At 38.3% G+C, this 18,191-nt stretch carries 14 protein-coding genes; 12 read left to right on the forward strand and 2 right to left on the reverse strand.

The window, feature by feature from the left end; translation table 11 throughout:
- Positions 1 to 22: 22 nt before the first annotated feature.
- Entirely contained in the window at positions 23 to 991 is a 969-nt protein-coding gene (locus ACMZOO_RS06415) for a glycoside hydrolase family 43 protein (protein ID WP_440905879.1), read from the forward strand.
- A 151-nt stretch (positions 992 to 1,142) separates the two neighbouring features.
- Here the strand turns inward: ACMZOO_RS06415 and ACMZOO_RS06420 are convergent, their stop codons facing one another.
- Positions 1,143 to 2,627 carry an aldehyde dehydrogenase family protein gene (locus ACMZOO_RS06420; protein ID WP_440905880.1) on the reverse strand — a complete coding sequence of 495 codons (1,485 nt, stop codon included), beginning with the start codon at positions 2,625 to 2,627 and terminating at the stop codon, positions 1,143 to 1,145.
- Between the two features lie 272 nt (positions 2,628 to 2,899).
- Between ACMZOO_RS06420 and ACMZOO_RS06425 the strand changes: the two genes are divergently transcribed.
- The 10 genes from ACMZOO_RS06425 to ACMZOO_RS06470 all read left to right on the forward strand — a co-directional run bounded on the left by ACMZOO_RS06425 (position 2,900) and on the right by ACMZOO_RS06470 (position 15,424).
- A complete protein-coding gene (locus ACMZOO_RS06425) occupies positions 2,900 to 3,868 on the forward strand; it encodes a hypothetical protein (RefSeq protein ID WP_440905881.1) in 969 nt (322 codons plus the stop codon).
- Between the two features lie 127 nt (positions 3,869 to 3,995).
- Positions 3,996 to 5,336, forward strand: a complete 1,341-nt coding sequence (locus tag ACMZOO_RS06430; RefSeq protein WP_440905882.1) for a VCBS domain-containing protein — start codon at positions 3,996 to 3,998, stop codon at positions 5,334 to 5,336.
- Between the two features lie 26 nt (positions 5,337 to 5,362).
- Positions 5,363 to 6,664 carry a VCBS domain-containing protein gene (locus ACMZOO_RS06435; RefSeq protein ID WP_440905883.1) on the forward strand — a complete coding sequence of 434 codons (1,302 nt, stop codon included), beginning with the start codon at positions 5,363 to 5,365 and terminating at the stop codon, positions 6,662 to 6,664.
- A gap of 148 nt (positions 6,665 to 6,812) precedes the next feature.
- A complete protein-coding gene (locus ACMZOO_RS06440) occupies positions 6,813 to 8,120 on the forward strand; it encodes a VCBS domain-containing protein (protein WP_440905884.1) in 1,308 nt (435 codons plus the stop codon).
- A 155-nt stretch (positions 8,121 to 8,275) separates the two neighbouring features.
- On the forward strand, positions 8,276 to 9,340 hold the full coding sequence (locus ACMZOO_RS06445) for a glycoside hydrolase family 43 protein (RefSeq protein ID WP_440905885.1): 1,065 nt from the start codon (positions 8,276 to 8,278) through the stop codon (positions 9,338 to 9,340).
- A 292-nt stretch (positions 9,341 to 9,632) separates the two neighbouring features.
- Positions 9,633 to 10,883 (forward strand): HlyD family secretion protein, encoded by a 1,251-nt coding sequence (locus ACMZOO_RS06450; protein ID WP_440905886.1) that lies wholly within the window; start codon positions 9,633 to 9,635, stop codon positions 10,881 to 10,883.
- A complete protein-coding gene (locus ACMZOO_RS06455) occupies positions 10,883 to 13,024 on the forward strand; it encodes a peptidase domain-containing ABC transporter (protein WP_440905887.1) in 2,142 nt (713 codons plus the stop codon). Before ACMZOO_RS06450 ends, ACMZOO_RS06455 begins: the two co-directional genes overlap by 1 nt.
- A complete protein-coding gene (locus tag ACMZOO_RS06460) occupies positions 13,011 to 13,217 on the forward strand; it encodes a response regulator transcription factor (RefSeq protein WP_440905888.1) in 207 nt (68 codons plus the stop codon). Before ACMZOO_RS06455 ends, ACMZOO_RS06460 begins: the two co-directional genes overlap by 14 nt.
- Positions 13,218 to 13,278: 61 nt before the next feature.
- Positions 13,279 to 14,985, forward strand: coding sequence for a hypothetical protein (locus tag ACMZOO_RS06465; protein ID WP_440905889.1), 1,707 nt, complete (start codon positions 13,279 to 13,281; stop codon positions 14,983 to 14,985).
- Entirely contained in the window at positions 14,966 to 15,424 is a 459-nt protein-coding gene (locus ACMZOO_RS06470; RefSeq protein ID WP_440905890.1) for a hypothetical protein, read from the forward strand. The genes ACMZOO_RS06465 and ACMZOO_RS06470 overlap by 20 nt, the downstream gene beginning before the upstream one ends.
- A gap of 89 nt (positions 15,425 to 15,513) precedes the next feature.
- On the opposite strand, the gene ACMZOO_RS06475 is transcribed toward ACMZOO_RS06470, so the two are convergent.
- A complete protein-coding gene (locus tag ACMZOO_RS06475) occupies positions 15,514 to 15,681 on the reverse strand; it encodes a hypothetical protein (protein WP_440905891.1) in 168 nt (55 codons plus the stop codon).
- Positions 15,682 to 15,975: 294 nt separating this feature from the next.
- On the opposite strand from ACMZOO_RS06475, the gene ACMZOO_RS06480 reads away from it, so the two are divergent.
- Positions 15,976 to 17,931 (forward strand): alpha/beta fold hydrolase, encoded by a 1,956-nt coding sequence (locus tag ACMZOO_RS06480; RefSeq protein ID WP_440905892.1) that lies wholly within the window; start codon positions 15,976 to 15,978, stop codon positions 17,929 to 17,931.
- The last annotated feature ends 260 nt before the right edge of the window (positions 17,932 to 18,191 follow it).

Here is an 18,191-nt window from a genome sequence, read left to right on the forward strand (position 1 = left end):
AACAACTTAGTAAGGTGCCAACATGAAATTTGTTAAACGCACATTAGCTGCTGCGGCAACTGCACTATTATGTAGTCAAGCAGTTGCGAAAAACCCTTTATTCGACAACGTATTTACTGCAGACCCTGCTGCTATGGTTCACGATGGCAAAGTGTATTTGTATACAGGTCACGACGAGTCACCTAGCAACAATGTATTTTTCCAAATGCATGACTGGTTAGTGTTCACTTCAGAAGACATGGTTAACTGGACACAACACGGCCCAATTATGAAAGCGACTGACTTTAAATGGGCAAAAGGTGATGCTTGGGCTGCACACATGATTGAGCGTGATGGCACATTCTACTTCTACACAACAGTTCGCCATAAAGATGACAAACCAGGTTTTGCAGTTGGTGTTGCAACTTCAAAAAGTCCATTTGGTCCATTTGTTGATGCCCGTGGCAGTGCGTTAATTACTGATGACATGACCAAACACACTCCAAATGATTGGGACGATATCGACCCTGCAATTTGGGTAGAAGAAAACGGCGACACTTACATGTTTTTTGGTAACTTAATGCCAAAATACGTTAAGTTAAAAGACAATTTAATTGAGCTAGACGGCGAAATTAAAACACTAGACCTACCTACCTTCACTGAAGCACTTTGGGTACATAAGAAAAATGAATATTATTATGTAACTTATGCGTGTGAATTCCCTGAGAAAATTTGTTACTCAATGAGTAAGAGCATTCATGGTCCTTGGGAATTTAAAGGTGTGTTAAATGAGTTAGCTGGTAACAGTGAAACAAATCACCAATCTGTTATTACTTTCAAAGGTAAAGATTACTTCTTCTATCACACAGGTAGTTTACCGCCTAAACCAGGTCAAGAAAGTGGTGGCCGTTTCCGTCGCTCAGTAGCGGTTGAAGAAATGCACTACAATGCTGACGGCACAATTCAGCGTATTCATATGACAACTGAAGGTGTGACTGAGCCAGCTAAATAACAGCGACTTATTACACTTTAGTTGAATAGAAGCCAGTCTTAACGCTGATTTTCTAAAACTTCTTTATCAGGGATGATAAAGCAGAGCCTATAGGGATATATTCACGGCGATTTTAGAAAATCATGCTTAATACTGGCTTTTTCCACCCAAACTAAGCAAATTTAAACCAAGTAGACTTCACATCCGCATATTGGCGCAAAGCCCAAATAGATTTATCTTTACCCATACCAGACTGCTTCACCCCGCCAAAAGGTGCGGTAGCATCATCTTCACCCCAAGAGTTTACATGTACACTACCCGCTTTAAGTTCACGAGCTACTCTATGCGCAGTGGAAAAATCATCAGTCCACACCCCAGCAGCCAAACCAAAAGGTGTATCGTTAGCTACTTGAATCGCCTGCGCTTCAGAATCAACAGTAATAACCGACAATACTGGGCCAAATATTTCTTCACGCGCAACCGACATATCATTGGTCACGTTAGTTAAAATAGTCGGCGCGTAATAAGCACCACCTGCAATGGGCTCAATGGCTTTACCACCGGCTATTAATTCAGCACCATTGGCGACCGCTTGATCAACCTGTTTTTGCACATTAGCTAAATGAGAATGACAGAATGAAGCACCAACTCGGCTTTCGATATTAAGTGGATCTTTAGGTTGATAAACTTTAGTTTGTTCAATCACCAAAGGTAAAAAGTCATTCAACATCGACTTATCAATAATTAACCGCGACGCTGCTGAACAAATTTGCCCTTGATTAAAAAAGATGTGGCGAGCTAAAGTTTGCGCGGCAAACTCAAGTTGTTTAGAGCTATCTAATAAAATAAACGGGCTTTTACCGCTGCACTCTAACGCAACCTTTTTTAAGTTCGATTGCGCAGCATATTGCATAATGAGTTTACCCACTCGAGTTGAACCAGTAAAAAATACCCCGTCAACATCCATATGCAATGCTAAAGCCGAACCTGCAACTTCATCACCCGGTAAGACGTTCAACACACCTTCAGGTATGCCCGCTTCTAAAGCTAACTTGCCCAACAAAATTGCCGAATAACAAGACTGCTCAGCAGGTTTTAAAATAACAGAGTTACCAACGGCTAATGCAGGGCCTATCTTCCACGCGGCCATAATCATAGGGTAATTCCACGGCACTATTGCCGAAACCACACCTAAAGGCTCGTGAGTAATAGTACCTAAAGCACCATCGCGCGGTGGCGCGCAATTGTCGTAAGCTTTGTCTAATGCTTCGGCAAACCAACGAATACTCGCCGCACCAACAGGAATGTCGTCAAAAACCAAGTTTTCGACTGATTTGCCCATTTCAAGAGCATCCATTAACGCCAGCTCTTGTGTATGCTGGTCAATTAAATCAGCAAATTTAAACAAAATGCTTTTGCGCTCGTTGATGCTTTTGCCGCGCCAACGTTTGTCGTTAAAAGCTTGGCGCGCGTTACTTACTGCAATGTCGACATCCAATTGGCTGCATAACAATACAGATTGTAAACTGCGATTATCCACAGGCGAAAACTTAGTTAATAAGTTGTCCGACTTTGGAGTATAAGCTTGTCCGTTAATAATTGAGTGTGTGTCAGGATTAAAGTCAGCTGCGAGCTGACGCCAGTCTATTTGATGCATAACTTACCCATATTAATGCTGGCTGTCCGTATAAAAGTTTAAGTCCGTTATTTATTATAGTTTTATAAGTATTAATAAGATTAGTAATTTTAACAGTTTTTTAAAATATTTCTGCAAATTTAGTAAAATAACCAAGGTTCAAAAGCTATCATATTATTAAAAGGTTAAAAAGCTTATGTTTATGAGGATTTTATAAATTAACTCAGTTATATTTGCCCTCATTGCTAAACACCAAAGCACTAGAAATAAAAATTTATAATAAGGAACAAGTAATGTTAAAAAAATTCTGCCTAGTAGCAGTATGCGCTGCCTTATCGGCTTGCGGGGAATCAAATAGCAACTCTAATGATAACGCTCAATACCAAGTTATATCCTCGTCTAGTACTTTCACGTTAAACAACTTTGCCGAAATCGCTAAATTATTAGACACAGGGGAAGTGCAACTATTTGCCTCAAATAGGCAAACCTACACAGACTATATTTATGACAGCAACCTAAACTTGACTGATAAAATTGAGTGGGATAGCGATAATCAGATTAGTCAACACACAGAAATAACAATTGTACGAGACAAAAATACTACGGCTATATCTAGTCATAACATGCACTTTTTCAACGGTAATTATTTCTCGGTAATTGAAACGACTGAAGAAACCCTTTGGAATAATGCCAAAAAGCGTAATGAAGTATCTACTTCAAATGCTATATACTACGATCACAACGGCGACGAAACCTTCAACTTTATCTCTGTTCGAAATTATAACTACAACGGTAACAATCAACTTAGTTCTATATATCGAACGGATGAACAAAACCCACAGGGTTACAAAGAATCAGAATATATTTATGCCAATCAAAAAGGCTTTTCATCACTAAATATATACACACCCGATGGTGAACAGCTTTACCGTATACAAAGAAACTGGGACAGTTATGGACGTGTTCAAACAGAAATCGCAAATAGATTACAGCAAGGGCCTACAGTCGACTTACACTTTTTCATCTACAATAATGATATCGATTCGGTAATTCACTTTTCTATTCCAGCGGAAGATTACAAACTAAGCCAAACGACCTTTCCAATAACAGTGCACTTAACACAATTTACTGACGTCGATAAATGTAGTGAATACGAGCTAGAAAAAATGCAATCGTTTCAAGGTATATACAGCGACTGCCGTATAAAACCTGAATCACCATCCACCGCTAGCCTACCAACAGCTGCCGAGCTAGGGCTCTAATTTATTAAGGGGGACTCTCCCCCTTTCCATTCTTAAAACCCAAAATGTAACAACCTATTTGACAATCAAACAAATTCGCAACAAAATGCCACCGGTAGCAAATAAAAATAACAACAGGGATATTTCAATGTTAAAACAGCTTATTACACTCGGCCTATTTACCACGTTAACTGCTTGTGGCGGTTCTTCTAGTAGCACCGACAACCAAACTGAAGCAAAAGACAATAATCAAGCTGAAGCTCCATCCAATAACAATGAATTAAATATAACAGGTGATACACACGCGACTATTGTTGCCTTAAGTAAAAATAATACAATTAGCGGAAAATTATCTAGCGGTAGTAACGCAACTTTTAATGTATTAACAAACGACTCTGGGCGTTTTGGTAAATTTTCCATAGATGCGAACGGTAGATGGACATACACAGCGCATCCTGCGAATTACAATCTATTAAAAACATACAACTTTGATAGCTTCAATGATGTATTTACTGTAACGACCAGTTATGGACAAACCCAAACTGTCACAATTACAGTGGAAGTCAAATACCAAAGGCTAGCGCGAATAACCAAAATAAGAGTGCCATACGAGGGTAACTCGGTAGACCTTTATGTGCTTTTAGACACACAGTCTGTTGAGCAAATGGTCGCAGAAAGTTATGAGTACACGGATTTAGAATACAAAACCGACAACAATTTAACACTTCGTACTGATTATAACTTCGAAGGTGATATTAGCTATCAATCAGAGTACATTTACAAAAAAGAAAACGGCAAAATAACGGGTTTCGACAGAAGTGTTAAATCATTTATAAATGGCGTAGGCAACATTTTTTACCAAAGGCTTAATTCAACATATCAATACAAGTTTTTTGATGACCTTAGTTACAGAATATCCAACTATAGTAGACAAACTAAATACTTTAACTCCTTGGGCGAGATACATAGCGAAATTAAAGTTGAAACGAGATATAAATACGCCAACTTTTATGGCAAAAAAACGGCTGTATACACAAGCTTCGACGGCGGAAATGAATATCAAAGTAGAGAATACCAATACATAAATAATGAATTGGAGTTAACCAAACAATACAGGTATCGGGAAGACGGTAGTGTGTATCGCGAATATAGCTACCACCATGATGCATATAACCGTCAAAGTGCCTACGTGTTAGAGAACTATTTAACTAATAAGACTACAGTTCAGTTCTACGCCTACCACCCACAGATAAATGCAATTGTTGCATTTGTAATAGAAAAAGATTCATACGAAACAAATACAGCCACAGCAACTACATTAGCAGCCCATGTTTATCAATATGATGATACAGCTGAATGTGGCAATGTAGATAGAGTCCAAAGCGCCGTTAATGTACTGGCGACAAGCCAATGTAGAATTAAAAATGGCTTACCGCCAACAGTAGCGCTGCCTACCGCTGAAGAACTTGGTCTAACAGCATTAAATTGATATAAAAAAACAACAAGGAACCCCATATGATAAAAAAACTTAGCACGCTTGCACTCATAACTAGCCTAGTCGCTTGTGGTGGCTCATCAGATGGTGATGGCAAAAACACGGCTAATAAAGTAACCGGTGATTTATCAGTCACCTTTGATGCTTACGATGACGATACTATTCAAGGCAAGTTAACATCAAATTCAACTGCAACTTTTGCCCCACAAAACAATCTAGCCGGTGAATTTGGTAGTTTTTCGATTGAAGCAAATGGTCAATGGGCTTACAAACCAAATAACTTCGACTTCGAGCAGGTAAAACAGCTTAACTCAGATTCAATAGAGGATAAATTTACCGTTACCACCAGCACAGGGGATCAACAACAAGTAACAGTATCAGCCCCAATTAAATATCAAAGGTTGGCTTATGCAAAAACAATGCAAGCGCCAATTAGTACAACGATTTATGACCCTGAGACAGATAGCGAGTATCAGGTAAGAGACATTTCAGCATTCCTGAACGCCGATATAGTGTTTCAAGCAACTACAAATAGCCAAGTGTATAGAGACTACGAGTACGAAAGTGATAACAATCTTACTAAATCAACACGCTACAACAGCAACAACGAAATAATGCAACAAATTGCATACAGCTATGTTAAAGACGGTGGCGAAGTGAACACTGTTGAAAGACATGTTAAAAATTACTCTACGTTTGACTCGGATTTCCTATACTTACGCGATGAAATTAAATACCTATATGTTTGGGATAACCAAAATGCTAGATACGCTAGTTCAACGATAGACTTTACCCGTAAAGATCAATTTGGCGACTTAGTAAGTCAAACAAGTAGCTCTGAGCGATTTGAATATAACAACGCTGGAAAACCCAGCAAAGAACTAACCACCTACCAAGGTGAGTCAGAGTACTTAGATACTGAATATAACTATTCGAATGGCTTACTATACAAACGTTACCGATATTTAAACAACGGTAGTATTGATTTTGAATATTCGTTGTTTTATGACGAGTTCAATCGGGCACAAGCATATTTGAGGCACGACATCAGCAGACCACATAGAGACAGTATCTACTTCTATATTTACCACGACGAGCTTCAAGCGGTTGTCTCATTTAGCGTATTAATAGATCAATTTATCCAAGGGCAGATTGTCTCAAATGTCGTAGCAACAGTTTATTTTTATGATGATGCTGCAACTTGTGGTGACATTGATAAAGCTCGTGCCAAACTGGCAACTGCGCCAATAACCAATTGCCGAATAAAAACTGAATTACCATCTACTAGCGACCTACCAACAACCTCGGAGCTCGGACTCTAATTTTTAAAGGGGAGCATAGGATCCCCTTTACCCCTGCTTTAACAACAAAAAATTAACAAGAAATTTGACAATTAAAATCACCTGAAACAAAATGCCACAATCAATCAAATAAAATCACCAATAATCAATAAAAACAGGGAACGTTAACATGTTAAAAATATTCTGCATATTTTTCTTGGCAATTTCCGTAGTAAGTTGCGGAGGATCTTCTACGGAAAGTAGTAAAGATCCTACAGAAAAACAACCAACCGATTTACCAAAGATTACAGGTGTTTCTCATGTTGCAGTCATACTTGAAGTGCCAGATGTGGTAGAAGCACAACTAAAGAGCAATATTGACGCTAACTTTACAGTTCAGTCAAATGTTGAAGGACAGTTTGGCACTTTCTCCATTCAGGCAAACGGGGTTTGGTCGTACCTACCGAACAAGTATAACTACCAATCTTTCAAAAAACTTAACGCAGATAAAATTGAAGATGTATTTGTAGTTTCAACAACACAAGGGCTACAGCAGGAGATAAAACTTACCTCTGATATTTATTACCAACGTCTAATCAGTAACAGCCGCATTAGACTCGAATATGATGGAGAAACGGGCCCCGTAGATATTTCTGCGATGCTTGATTATACCTGGGTCCTTGTTCAAGCAACAAATAGCGATGACTATTACACATACGAATATAAAGACTCCAACAATTTAACTAGCGTGACCAACTATACATCTGACTACCAAATAGCGAGTGAATTCGAAAACTTGTATCACAAGAACTCCGAAGAAAAAGTAATAGGTTTTGATCGAACCTCGAAAACTTATTCGCTCAGCACTAATGACTATTATTTGCGTAATCTACACGAATATTCATTTGATTGGGATCACGAAAATAACAGAGAAAGAGGTTCAAGTTATAGTGCCAAGACGTTCAACAGTATGGGAGAAACTATTAGTACCCAAATTCTTCACCATAGAAGACCCGTCTATAACAACGCAGGTCAATTATCTGAAGTGTATGAAAGCAACGCTAACAACCCCGAATACTTAATTGCTCACTACACCTACAAAGATAATGCGATACCATGGCAAGTACTTGGTTTTAACGGTGAGGATTCACATGTTCGGACAACAAACCTAGTTTTCGATGAACACGGTAGAACAATAGCTAGCATATTTAAAAACCTTGGCCAGCCAGAACTCAATAGAGTAACTCTGTTTATTTATTTAAATTCTGACACCTTAGTTACATTTTCGATTTCTGAAAATGAGTTTATTAGTCAGAAAATCACCTCTAGCGTCAATGCTCACGTGCTGCAGTACAAGTTCGACCAAAACTCTATTTGTGGTGATATCGACCGAGCGACCAGTTCAACTGCATTCAATCCAGCAACAACTTGTCGAATGCTAACGACTAACCTACCCAGTACAACTGCCTTACCCTCACCGGCGGATCTGGGTTATTAATATAAGCGTGAAACAACAAAGCACCTCAAATGATAGAGATAAACCAACCAACATAGTTATGAGTTATGGGTTTTGGCCTGTGCACCGTCTTATATTAATAGGCAAGAGTTCTAGCCCGAAGGCAGATTGGATAAACTCTAACAAGAAAATTTATTATGAAAAAACACTTATTAATATGCACAGGGTTAGCCACGCTATTTAGCTTAGCGCTAACTGGATGTTCAACGTTGACTAACCAAACCACCACAGAAGCTGATATGCAGGCTTATTTGCTGGTTTATTTTAAAGATGATGACCATAGTTTACACATGGCATTAAGCACGGATGGGTATTCATTTACTGACATAAACCAAGGTAAAGCTGTGATAAATGGTGGTGACATAGCCGAACAGCGCGGCATACGCGATCCACATATTTATCGTGGGCCAAATGGGCAATTTTATCTAGCTATGACCGATTTACACATTTTTGCTCAACGCGATGGTTTGCGCGACAGCCAATGGCAAAGACCAATAGATGATTATGGCTGGGGCAACAATCGTGGTTTTGTTTTGATGAAATCAGACGATTTAATCAATTGGTCCACCGCCAAAGTGCGCATTGATCTAACCTTCGATGGCTATAATGAAGTTGGCGCAGCTTGGGCACCACAAACAATTTACGATCAAGCTACTGGCAAAATGATGTTGTATTACACTATGCGTTTTGGCAATGGCCTTAACAAAATGTACTACTCATACGTAAACGATGAATTTAATCGTTTAACAACCGAGCCTAAATTAATATTTCAATACCAGAAAGAAGTCTCTTATATCGACGCGGACATCAGCAAAGTCGGTGATAGCTATCATATGTTTTATACACCACATGACGGCACACCTGGGATAAAACTCGCCAGCTCAACCAAAATCAACTCAGACTATAACTATGATCCTGCTTGGTACGACAGCGAAGCAACGACCAGTGAAGCCCCAAATGTTTGGCAACGCATTGGCGAAAATAAATGGGTATTGATGTACGACGTTTATGGCATTCAACCGCATAACTTTGCATTTAGAGAAACCACTGACTTTGTAACTTTTAAAGATTTAGGCCGTTTTAATGAAGGGGTAATGAAAGCAACTAACTTCAGCTCACCTAAACATGGAGCTGTTATTCATCTAACGGCAGCAGAAGCGAAAAGATTAGCTGAGCAATGGAAGTTCGATATTAAATTTTAGTAACAAGGTTTAAGTGGTGATTAGTGGCGGCTAACGAATAAAGGTGTTAGCTGCTCCAACATAGAATATTCAAGTCTTACCTAACCGCAACTTAGCACGGTCCCCTCATAAAAATAGTATTTCTACCAGTCGAAAAACAACTCTCGTTCAACTAGCTTTAGCTCCACTTTTGTTTATAAATTCAGCACAAATGTCAAAAAATAACATTAAATGTAAAAATTCCCCCTTGATTAATTAAATAATTAGATAGTATAGTATTATTTAATTGAAAGGAAAAATAAGCAGAATAAGGATGAGTACCCTCTTTAGAAGTGAGGCTGTCGAGCATCAACTTGACCGACTTCACGGTAACGTCATTGTTACTCCATCAATAAAAACTAGTTTAACCATAACATGCATACTTATATGGTTTGTAATAGTGGTTGCTTGGTTGTTTACCGCTAGTTATGCCCGTAAAGAAACAGTAACGGGCTGGTTAGAACCTTCCAATGGTGTGATAAGAATTTACCCAGAGCGAGCTTCGGGAAAAATATCCAATATTTTTGTTAGTGAAGGGCAAAAAGTCGAAAAAGGCGATCCACTCATTTTACTCAGAACAGATACAGGTTTGAGCTCAGGCTCAACACTAGAGCGAGAATTGGTCACCAGCTATCAAAGACAAAAGGGTTATGTCGAAATTAGAAGAACACAAATCCAGAATATTTTCGAAAGTGAACTACGTGGCGCAGAACAACAATTAAAACTGGCAATTGCAACTATTGAGCAAATTGACAAACAGATGGCAATTGCACAAGAGAAATTTGCTTTAATCGAACGTCGAGAGAAAAAATATCAAGAAATGCTCGAAGCAAATTATGTGAGTGTCGAGCAGCTAGAAAATTTAAATGAACAAAGGCTACTGGCACAGTCTGAAATTCAAGGTTTAGTCTCATCCAAGCTCAATCAGCAAAGCACAATCTCTGAACTCAAAAAACGCATCGAGGTGCTTCCACAACAGCATAAAAATGATATTCAAATGCTCAATTCAAGCTTAGCCGATATTGAGCTACAAATGGCACAAGTTAACGGTAGTAACGAACAAATGCTCTTTGCTCCAATTTCAGGGATAGCAACCAATATACAAGCACATATAGGTGATATAACCCAGCCAAGCACCTCATTATTATCGTTAGTGCCAGAAGGCGAATCTTTACGTGTTAAATTAGTTATGCCAGTCAGAACTGTTGGTTTTGTCGACAAAGAACAACAAATCAAAATTCGTTATGACGCCTTCCCGTATCAAAAATTCGGTGTGTACCAAGGTCGGGTAAAAAGTGTCTCTCAATCCGTGTTATTGCCGAATGAGATAAAAGATCAACCAATCAATGTGCGTGAGCCAGTTTACATAGTAGATGCAGAGTTAGATTCGAGCGAAATAATTGCTTACAACAAAAAATTCGATTTAAAAGCTGGCATGACACTATCCGCCGATATTCAACTTGATGAGCGGAACATAATTGAATGGCTTATGGAACCAATATTCACAGTAAAGGGTAAGTTGTAATGCTAAATCTTGCGTTAAATCCAGCTGAACTAATCAGATTTTCCGGAAAAAATAAACTTCCGGTAATACATCAGTCTGAAGCGGCTGAATGCGGCTTAGCTTGTTTAGCAATGATAGCGACTTACCACAAATACGAAACGTCGTTGACAGAACTAAGGCTAAAATATTCTATTTCTAATCATGGCTGCACCTTAAAAGATATTATTCAAATATCCAGCGATCTCAAATTGTCTTGTCGAGCAGTCAAATTAGAGCCAGAGTCGCTGCCAGAATTAGAGTTGCCTTGTATATTACATTGGGAAATGAAGCACTTTGTTGTACTAAGTAGCATCAAAAAAGGCAAATGCATTATTCACGATCCTGGGCAAGGTGAACGCATTCTCTCAATGGAAGAATTGGGTAAATACTTTACTGGGGTCGCTTTAGAAGTAATACCTTCACCAGATTTTCAACCAAAAAAAGATACCCACAAGCTAAAATTTTCCCACTTTTGGAGCCGTCTAATTGGCTTAAAAAGCAGCTTGTTGTCGATTATTACCCTGTCACTCATCTTACAAACACTGGCTTTGGCTTCGCCCTATTATTTACAAACCGTGGTAGATGACGTGCTATTGCGCAGCGATGAAAACTTGCTGACTGTTTTAGCCATTGGTTTTGTTCTCTTGTTGCTAATAGAAACTGCAATTTCATTTTTCCGAGAATACGTGATTATTGGCTTATCGAACAAATTAAACATTCAAATGGCCAACAATGTATTTAGCCATCTAATTCGTTTGCCAATGGACTATTTTAGTAAACGCCATATGGGTGACATAGTATCTAGATTTGGCTCACTGCATGACATCAGGGAACTCATTACAAATGGGGTGGTAACAGCCTTCCTCGACGGGGTAATGGCAATTATTACCTTAACTATGATGTTTTTCTACAGTGCACAATTATCCCTGTTAGTGCTGGCAGTGGCCTTTATCTATTTTTTAATTCGTATGTTCTTTTACCAGCCCTTGCGCAGATTAACTGAAGAGAGCTTAGCGACAGATGCACAAGAAAATTCGCATTTTATGGAGAGTATACGAGCCATTCAAACCATTAAATTATTCCAAAAAGAAAATGATCGTCAAAGCCAATGGTTAAACAAATTAGCTGACGCAATTAACCGCCGAATCGCGATTAACGTATGGAATGTCAAATTTCAAACCATCAACCAATTGTTATTCGGTCTTGAAAATATCACGATTATTTACTTTGCCGCAGACCTTGTTATGGAAAATGCTTTTACCGTTGGCATGCTGTACGCATTTCTTAGTTATAAAAATAGATTCACATCATCAGCTCAAAGCCTTATTGAAAAAGGCATTGATTTTAGAATGCTCGAAGTTCATTTCTCGCGGCTATCCGATATTGTATTTGAGCAAAAAGAGCAGTTTCATCAAGATGTGACAACAATTAACTCAGCAACATCCAACAAATCTAATGGCAAAGTACAAGGCGAAATAGAACTTAAAAATCTGACCTATTCATACAACAAAAATGCCTTTCCAGTACTTAACCACATCAGCTTTAAAATTGCTGCGGGTGAATGTGTTGCCATTGTTGGACCAAGTGGTTGCGGTAAATCCACCTTAGTAAAATGCTTAATGGGCCTGTTGTCACCGCAACATGGGCAAGTGTTGGTGGATGGTGTAGATATAGCGAACAACCGCGACTATCGGCAAAATATTTCAGGCGTCATGCAAGATGACAAATTGTTGAGTGGCTCATTGCTCGACAACATCAGTTGCTTTTCAAGCAACCCAGATCCGGAAAAAGTAAAACGCTGTGCTCAACTAGCATGTATAGACGATTTTATTCAATCTCTACCCATGCAATACAACACACTGGTTGGTGAAATGGGCTCAAGTTTAAGTGGCGGGCAACTGCAGCGAGTAGTAATGGCAAGAGCTTTATATCGCGAGCCGAAAATCCTTTTTATGGATGAAGCTACTAGCCACTTAGACCCATTTACCGAACAACAACTAAATCAACACATAAAAGAATTGGGGATAACCCGAGTCATAATTGCGCATAGAGACGCAACCATAAATATGGCAGATCGGGTGATTAATTTGCTGGATCTATGGGGAGAAAATGATGGACGTTGATTCGTTATCAAAACGAGAACTCGCAGTATTTAATTTAATTGCACAAGGTAAACCAAACAAAGAAGTAGCTGATGAGTTATTTATTAGCGAACGAACGGTCAAATTTCATTGTGCAAACATATATAAAAAATTACAGATAAAAAACAAGATGGAGCTGGTGTTTATGAGTAGAGCCTTAAGCCAATTTAACTGACTTTATTTTAAGTAATTATCAACAACACATTTCTATTTCACACACAAACTAAGGTTTTAATATGAGTAATATCGAGACTGTAGATTTTGGTGCACAACCGTATACTGGTACAACACTAATTTGGAGTGATCAAACACTCAACTCAAAATATTCAGCAAAACAACTAACTGAAATGTTTTCATGGAGAGTAGCTGACAACCCGCTCGATTTTAGTAAAGGTAAAATGGCAGCAGAATTTTATGGCGGCAACGGCACAGGAAGTAACGGCGGCGGAGTCCGTTGTGGCAACATTCATGGCTACCAAGTAAAAGGCACGGGCCAAAATATCCTAGTAGGCGCAGAAGAAGATCTTTGGCATTCGTACGGCGGATTAAGTGCGATAGACGCTATTTACGAAGCCATATATTCTCAGGTATTAAACGATGTACTCCCTATCGGCACTGTTGGTGTACACGCAGTGTTATTAACCGAACCACAAGGCGCATATGAACTCAGTGCGGTAGAAACAAAAAAAGGTTGGGGCGCACTGATGGTACGAGAATTATGCGAACGACCCGCGCATTTTCTAGGCTCACCTCGTTTCACGCCAAGAGAAGAATATAAAAAACAAGTAATAGGCAACATACACCGATTACGCAAAGTAAACCGTAAACTCTATCAACAATTTAATTCAAAAAATGACTTTATAAGATCTTTTGGTCGTTTTTTGTCAAATTGTGCCAATCAATTTGCCTTCGCTCAAACCTGCAGAGTTATGCATGGTTCAATTACCCCCTCAAACTTGGCGTTAGATGGTAGATGGTTAGATTTAACCAATTCTAACTTTATAAAAACGAATGAGAACAGTGCAGGATTTCTTGTTGGACTAAATTCATTTTATGAAGAGCCAAATGCGGTTGAAGGTGTGGTGACTGATTTTATTTACACTGTTATGAAATACAATAAAACCAACCTCAGTGCAGCGCCACTACTAGAATATTTTAACGATCAGTATGAAGCCTACAAATATCACCACTTTTCCTACATATTTGGTTTTGAGTCAGGCGCTTTTACAAAATATTCAGATAAAGTGTCAGTGGAAGCCTTATTTAAACCATGCCTAGAATTGAAAAAAGATTTTTTAACTATACGAGATCAATGGCCAGAAAGCTTCAATAAACAAGATAAAACACTATTGCTTATACGCAGTGCATATAATTACCTGCAAGATAAATCAAAAAACCAAGCTCCATTTACCTACAAAAGCTACCAGCAAAAAGAACACTTAGGTTTTCTGCAGAACTTCAGCAAAGTAACCAAGCTTATTTATGCAGGAATTCAAACAGATATAAGCTTTAGCAATTTTTGCCAAATTCATATGATGCAAGCACTCAAACGATTAATCATGCCGTCGTTTTACTATAAAGGCCGACTGGAGAAAGAGATTAAATCGATTTTGTGTACTGAAGATACCAACCGTATAGCTAGTTTTGTTAGTAACGCAGTCGAGATAAAAAACTGGTCTTTTAATCCAGTTAAATATGATAACTACACACTTTACCAATCGAATAACCTGCAAATACAACTCTCAGAAGAACAACATTGCGTAACTGTTACGACTGCAGAATCAACTACCCAACTTAACAACATGGGAGAATGTCACAAATGGCTGGAGATGAATAAACACAAACTACAACAATGCAATTTTGATTTTAGTTGGTATTTAACCAATGTATTTAACGCCGCATTTATGTTTAAGGAGGTTAGTTATGAAAATGCCAGCGCTTAGCCCAGAAGATAGGTTAAACCTAATGTTAAAAACCATAGAAACAACAGTAAGAGATTCCAAATTACTGCACCTTGATGATTACCACCAAATTAAACATAGTGTCGGCAACAACACTATTTATTACTTTGAAAATAATTTACTGAGAGAAGATGGTTATATTTGTTGGGCGAATATTTCTAAAGAATCGTATACACGGCTTGTAGAGTTTGGTTTACCACCACAAAGCCCTTATGAGTACCATGAAGGCCGAATTCTGTTTATTGGTCAAGTTTATTCATTTTCAAAACATATTGGCAATATGAAACGTGCGATAAGAGCTGTAGTCAAAGGTAAGCGTTTAGTCGCATTCAAAAAAGACAATGTAGTGAAATGTTACGTACGCAAGAAAGGTAAACTCACATTAATCAATAGAGTTGAATTTAAAGACAATAGGCATTAGCGATAAAAATACAACAAAAGAAGCCAAGGCAATAACCTTGGCTTCTCAGTTATCGGCACTCAACAGCCGTTGAGTTGACACCAATAATATTAAGCATAGTAACCATTGCCAAAATATTGCGGATACATCTGCATCAAGAAAGAGATCTCTGAAGAAGCTTCACCTTCAGCAATTAGCGCATTGATGTATGGTCTAGGGTCACCACCAGATACTTCAGCCACTTCTTCTACAGATAATTCTCTAATTTCATTTTTCATAATCTTTCCTTATTTTTATACACTTGTGAGTGTTGAATTAGTATTTTGCATTGTTGAATGCACTATAAAAATTACTGCATTTTCCAACTAGAAAAAACTGTACCTTGGCTCAGTTTTAACCCGAATATGAAAAATAAATTGGGAAATACTTAGCCGACATCTTGTATGCAAATTAAATAAACAAAACATCAAAAAAATGTAAATAAATAAGCAAAACTGTCCAAATTAAGCATAAAAGTATAGTAAAATGAGCGATGTTAAATAATACGATATAACTTAAAGGACTGAACTATAATGATTAAATCATCGATCAAATATGTTGTTGGCTTGTCTGTATTGATTATAGGGTTACTTAGTAGCCAAATAGCATCAGCACAGGTCACGGCTGAAAAATTTGCAGCTTTACCAGAAACTAACTTAATGGCGATATCTCCTGAAGGTAAAAAGCTTGCCTACAGAAAAACTTCAGACAGCCAAGATATAGTAGTTGTTTATTCATTAGAAACAAACAAAACTATTTCAGCAATTAACGTCGCGGATGTGAATCCACGATTTATTTACTTTATCAGCGAAGGTAATCTAATAATCAAAGCCCGTGACGTCGAAACCAACTGGTCAACTGCGTTTGTTATGGACGTTGGCAAAGGCAAAGTCAGGCAACTCCTGAAACCTAATCCCAACAACTATGCCAGTGATGATTCATTTTATCATACAGAATCTGCAGTAGTTGGCATTGATACAGAACGTGAACATGCGTTTATGCCAGTAGATACCAAAGAGTCAGTAATGGGTGAACTATACAAAAAACATCTGATGAAAGTTCCACTCAACTCAAGAAGATCTCCTCGAACAGTTGAAAGAGGTGATGAGCACACTATAGACTATTTACTCAACCTAAAGGGTGAAGTGATAGTTAAAGAAAAATATAATCAAATAACCAATCAACACACTATTATTTCGATAGATGGTGACAAAGAAGTTGAAATCTATTCTGAAATTAAACCACTTGAAAGATTAAGTGTAGTAGGCACAACCCCTGATGCTCAATATGTTGTTGTCGCAGGTATTAACAGCCAAACTAACCGTGAAAGTATGTTCAAACTGTCTTTAAAAGATGGTTCATTCGCTGGTGAATTACTGGCGAAAAAAGATAAAGATGTAGAATACGCATTAATGGACATCAACCGTGTAATATACGGTGTTCGCTATGCAGGTTTTGAACCTAGTTACCAGTTTATTGACGGCGAACTAAATAAACGTGTCAACACAGCTTTAAAACAATTACAAGGTTATTCTGTTGGTATCGAAAGTTGGACAGATGACTGGAGTAAGATTGTAATTTTAGCCGAGGGTAATAACTCACCAGGCGACTATTATCTGTTAGGTCAAACAGGTCAGCTCAGCTTTATTGCTAGCCAGCGCCCAAATATAAAACCAGAAGAAATAAACCCAGTAATTGAATATAGTTACAAAGCGCAAGATGGTTTAAACATTCCTGCATTATTAACAACACCTGTTAAACATGCACAAACCATGAAAAATATGCCGGCTATTGTCCTCCCGCATGGTGGCCCGCAGTCACACGATAAAAAAGGGTTCGATTGGCTTGCACAAGCACTTGCTAGTCAAGGATATGCGGTTATCCAACCTCAATACCGAGGCAGTGACGGCTTTGGTTATGACTTTGTTGAAGCTGGTTTTGGTCAGTGGGGACAAAAAATGGTAACGGATATCACCGACAGCATCGCACCTTTAGTTAAACAGCAAATAATTGATCCAGACAAAATTTGTATCGTAGGTGCAAGTTATGGCGGTTATGCCGCACTCGCGGCTGCGGCTAAATCAAGCTCACAATTTAAATGTGTTGTTTCAATAAATGGCGTAACTGACTTAAATTATTTGTTTTATATCGAAGTTAAGCATTATGGAAAGTACACAGCAAGTTTAGACTATTTAGAACGTTTAGTTGGTAAAAGTCGTAAAGACACCAATTACCTCGATTCTATTTCGCCTACGGGACTAGCCAAAGAATACACAATGCCAATATTGCTACTACATGGCCGTAACGATGACGTAGTTGAAGTAGAACATTCTCGAAGATTAAGAGATGCGTTGAATAAAGAAGACAAAAACGTCAAATATACCGAGCTTCTACGTGAAGACCATTATTTGTCACGCTACGAAAGCAGAATAGAAGCATTAGACAATGTTTTAAGCTTTATTAAGCAACACGTTCCAACTAAAATCTAACTTTCCTTCAAAGTTTAGTACGGGTCGCTCATTTAATCGGAGCGGCCTTTAAGTTTCTCCGCTACTACCGTCCCCCCTGCTTTTTCATTCACTACCTGCATTAGTCTACCAAACTCAATTTCACCATCAGTTTGGTGTACTAGCGCACGACTATCGTCTCTAAACAACACAAACATTTAATTTAGTCATTGAAGTCAGCAGGCCATTTAGATAAACCTCAGCATCGTATCTACACTCTTCGGTTAGGCTGGATTAGGCGA

The organism is Catenovulum sp. SX2 (assembly GCF_052056295.1).
In the GTDB taxonomy this organism is placed as follows: Bacteria; Pseudomonadota; Gammaproteobacteria; order Enterobacterales; family Alteromonadaceae; genus Catenovulum.

What these genes read in the sequence shown, in the direction of transcription:
- ACMZOO_RS06420 (WP_440905880.1), bottom strand. Translation starts at nt 2,627, where the DNA reads ATGCATCAAATAGACTGGCGTCAGCTCGCAGCTGACTTTAATCCTGAC.
- ACMZOO_RS06455 (WP_440905887.1), top strand. Translation starts at nt 10,883, where the DNA reads ATGCTAAATCTTGCGTTAAATCCAGCTGAACTAATCAGATTTTCCGGA.
- ACMZOO_RS06425 (WP_440905881.1), top strand. Translation starts at nt 2,900, where the DNA reads ATGTTAAAAAAATTCTGCCTAGTAGCAGTATGCGCTGCCTTATCGGCT.
- ACMZOO_RS06440 (WP_440905884.1), top strand. Translation starts at nt 6,813, where the DNA reads ATGTTAAAAATATTCTGCATATTTTTCTTGGCAATTTCCGTAGTAAGT.
- ACMZOO_RS06475 (WP_440905891.1), bottom strand. Translation starts at nt 15,681, where the DNA reads ATGAAAAATGAAATTAGAGAATTATCTGTAGAAGAAGTGGCTGAAGTA.
- ACMZOO_RS06465 (WP_440905889.1), top strand. Translation starts at nt 13,279, where the DNA reads ATGAGTAATATCGAGACTGTAGATTTTGGTGCACAACCGTATACTGGT.
- ACMZOO_RS06415 (WP_440905879.1), top strand. Translation starts at nt 23, where the DNA reads ATGAAATTTGTTAAACGCACATTAGCTGCTGCGGCAACTGCACTATTA.
- ACMZOO_RS06445 (WP_440905885.1), top strand. Translation starts at nt 8,276, where the DNA reads ATGAAAAAACACTTATTAATATGCACAGGGTTAGCCACGCTATTTAGC.
- ACMZOO_RS06470 (WP_440905890.1), top strand. Translation starts at nt 14,966, where the DNA reads ATGAAAATGCCAGCGCTTAGCCCAGAAGATAGGTTAAACCTAATGTTA.
- ACMZOO_RS06480 (WP_440905892.1), top strand. Translation starts at nt 15,976, where the DNA reads ATGATTAAATCATCGATCAAATATGTTGTTGGCTTGTCTGTATTGATT.
- ACMZOO_RS06435 (WP_440905883.1), top strand. Translation starts at nt 5,363, where the DNA reads ATGATAAAAAAACTTAGCACGCTTGCACTCATAACTAGCCTAGTCGCT.
- ACMZOO_RS06430 (WP_440905882.1), top strand. Translation starts at nt 3,996, where the DNA reads ATGTTAAAACAGCTTATTACACTCGGCCTATTTACCACGTTAACTGCT.
- ACMZOO_RS06450 (WP_440905886.1), top strand. Translation starts at nt 9,633, where the DNA reads ATGAGTACCCTCTTTAGAAGTGAGGCTGTCGAGCATCAACTTGACCGA.
- ACMZOO_RS06460 (WP_440905888.1), top strand. Translation starts at nt 13,011, where the DNA reads ATGATGGACGTTGATTCGTTATCAAAACGAGAACTCGCAGTATTTAAT.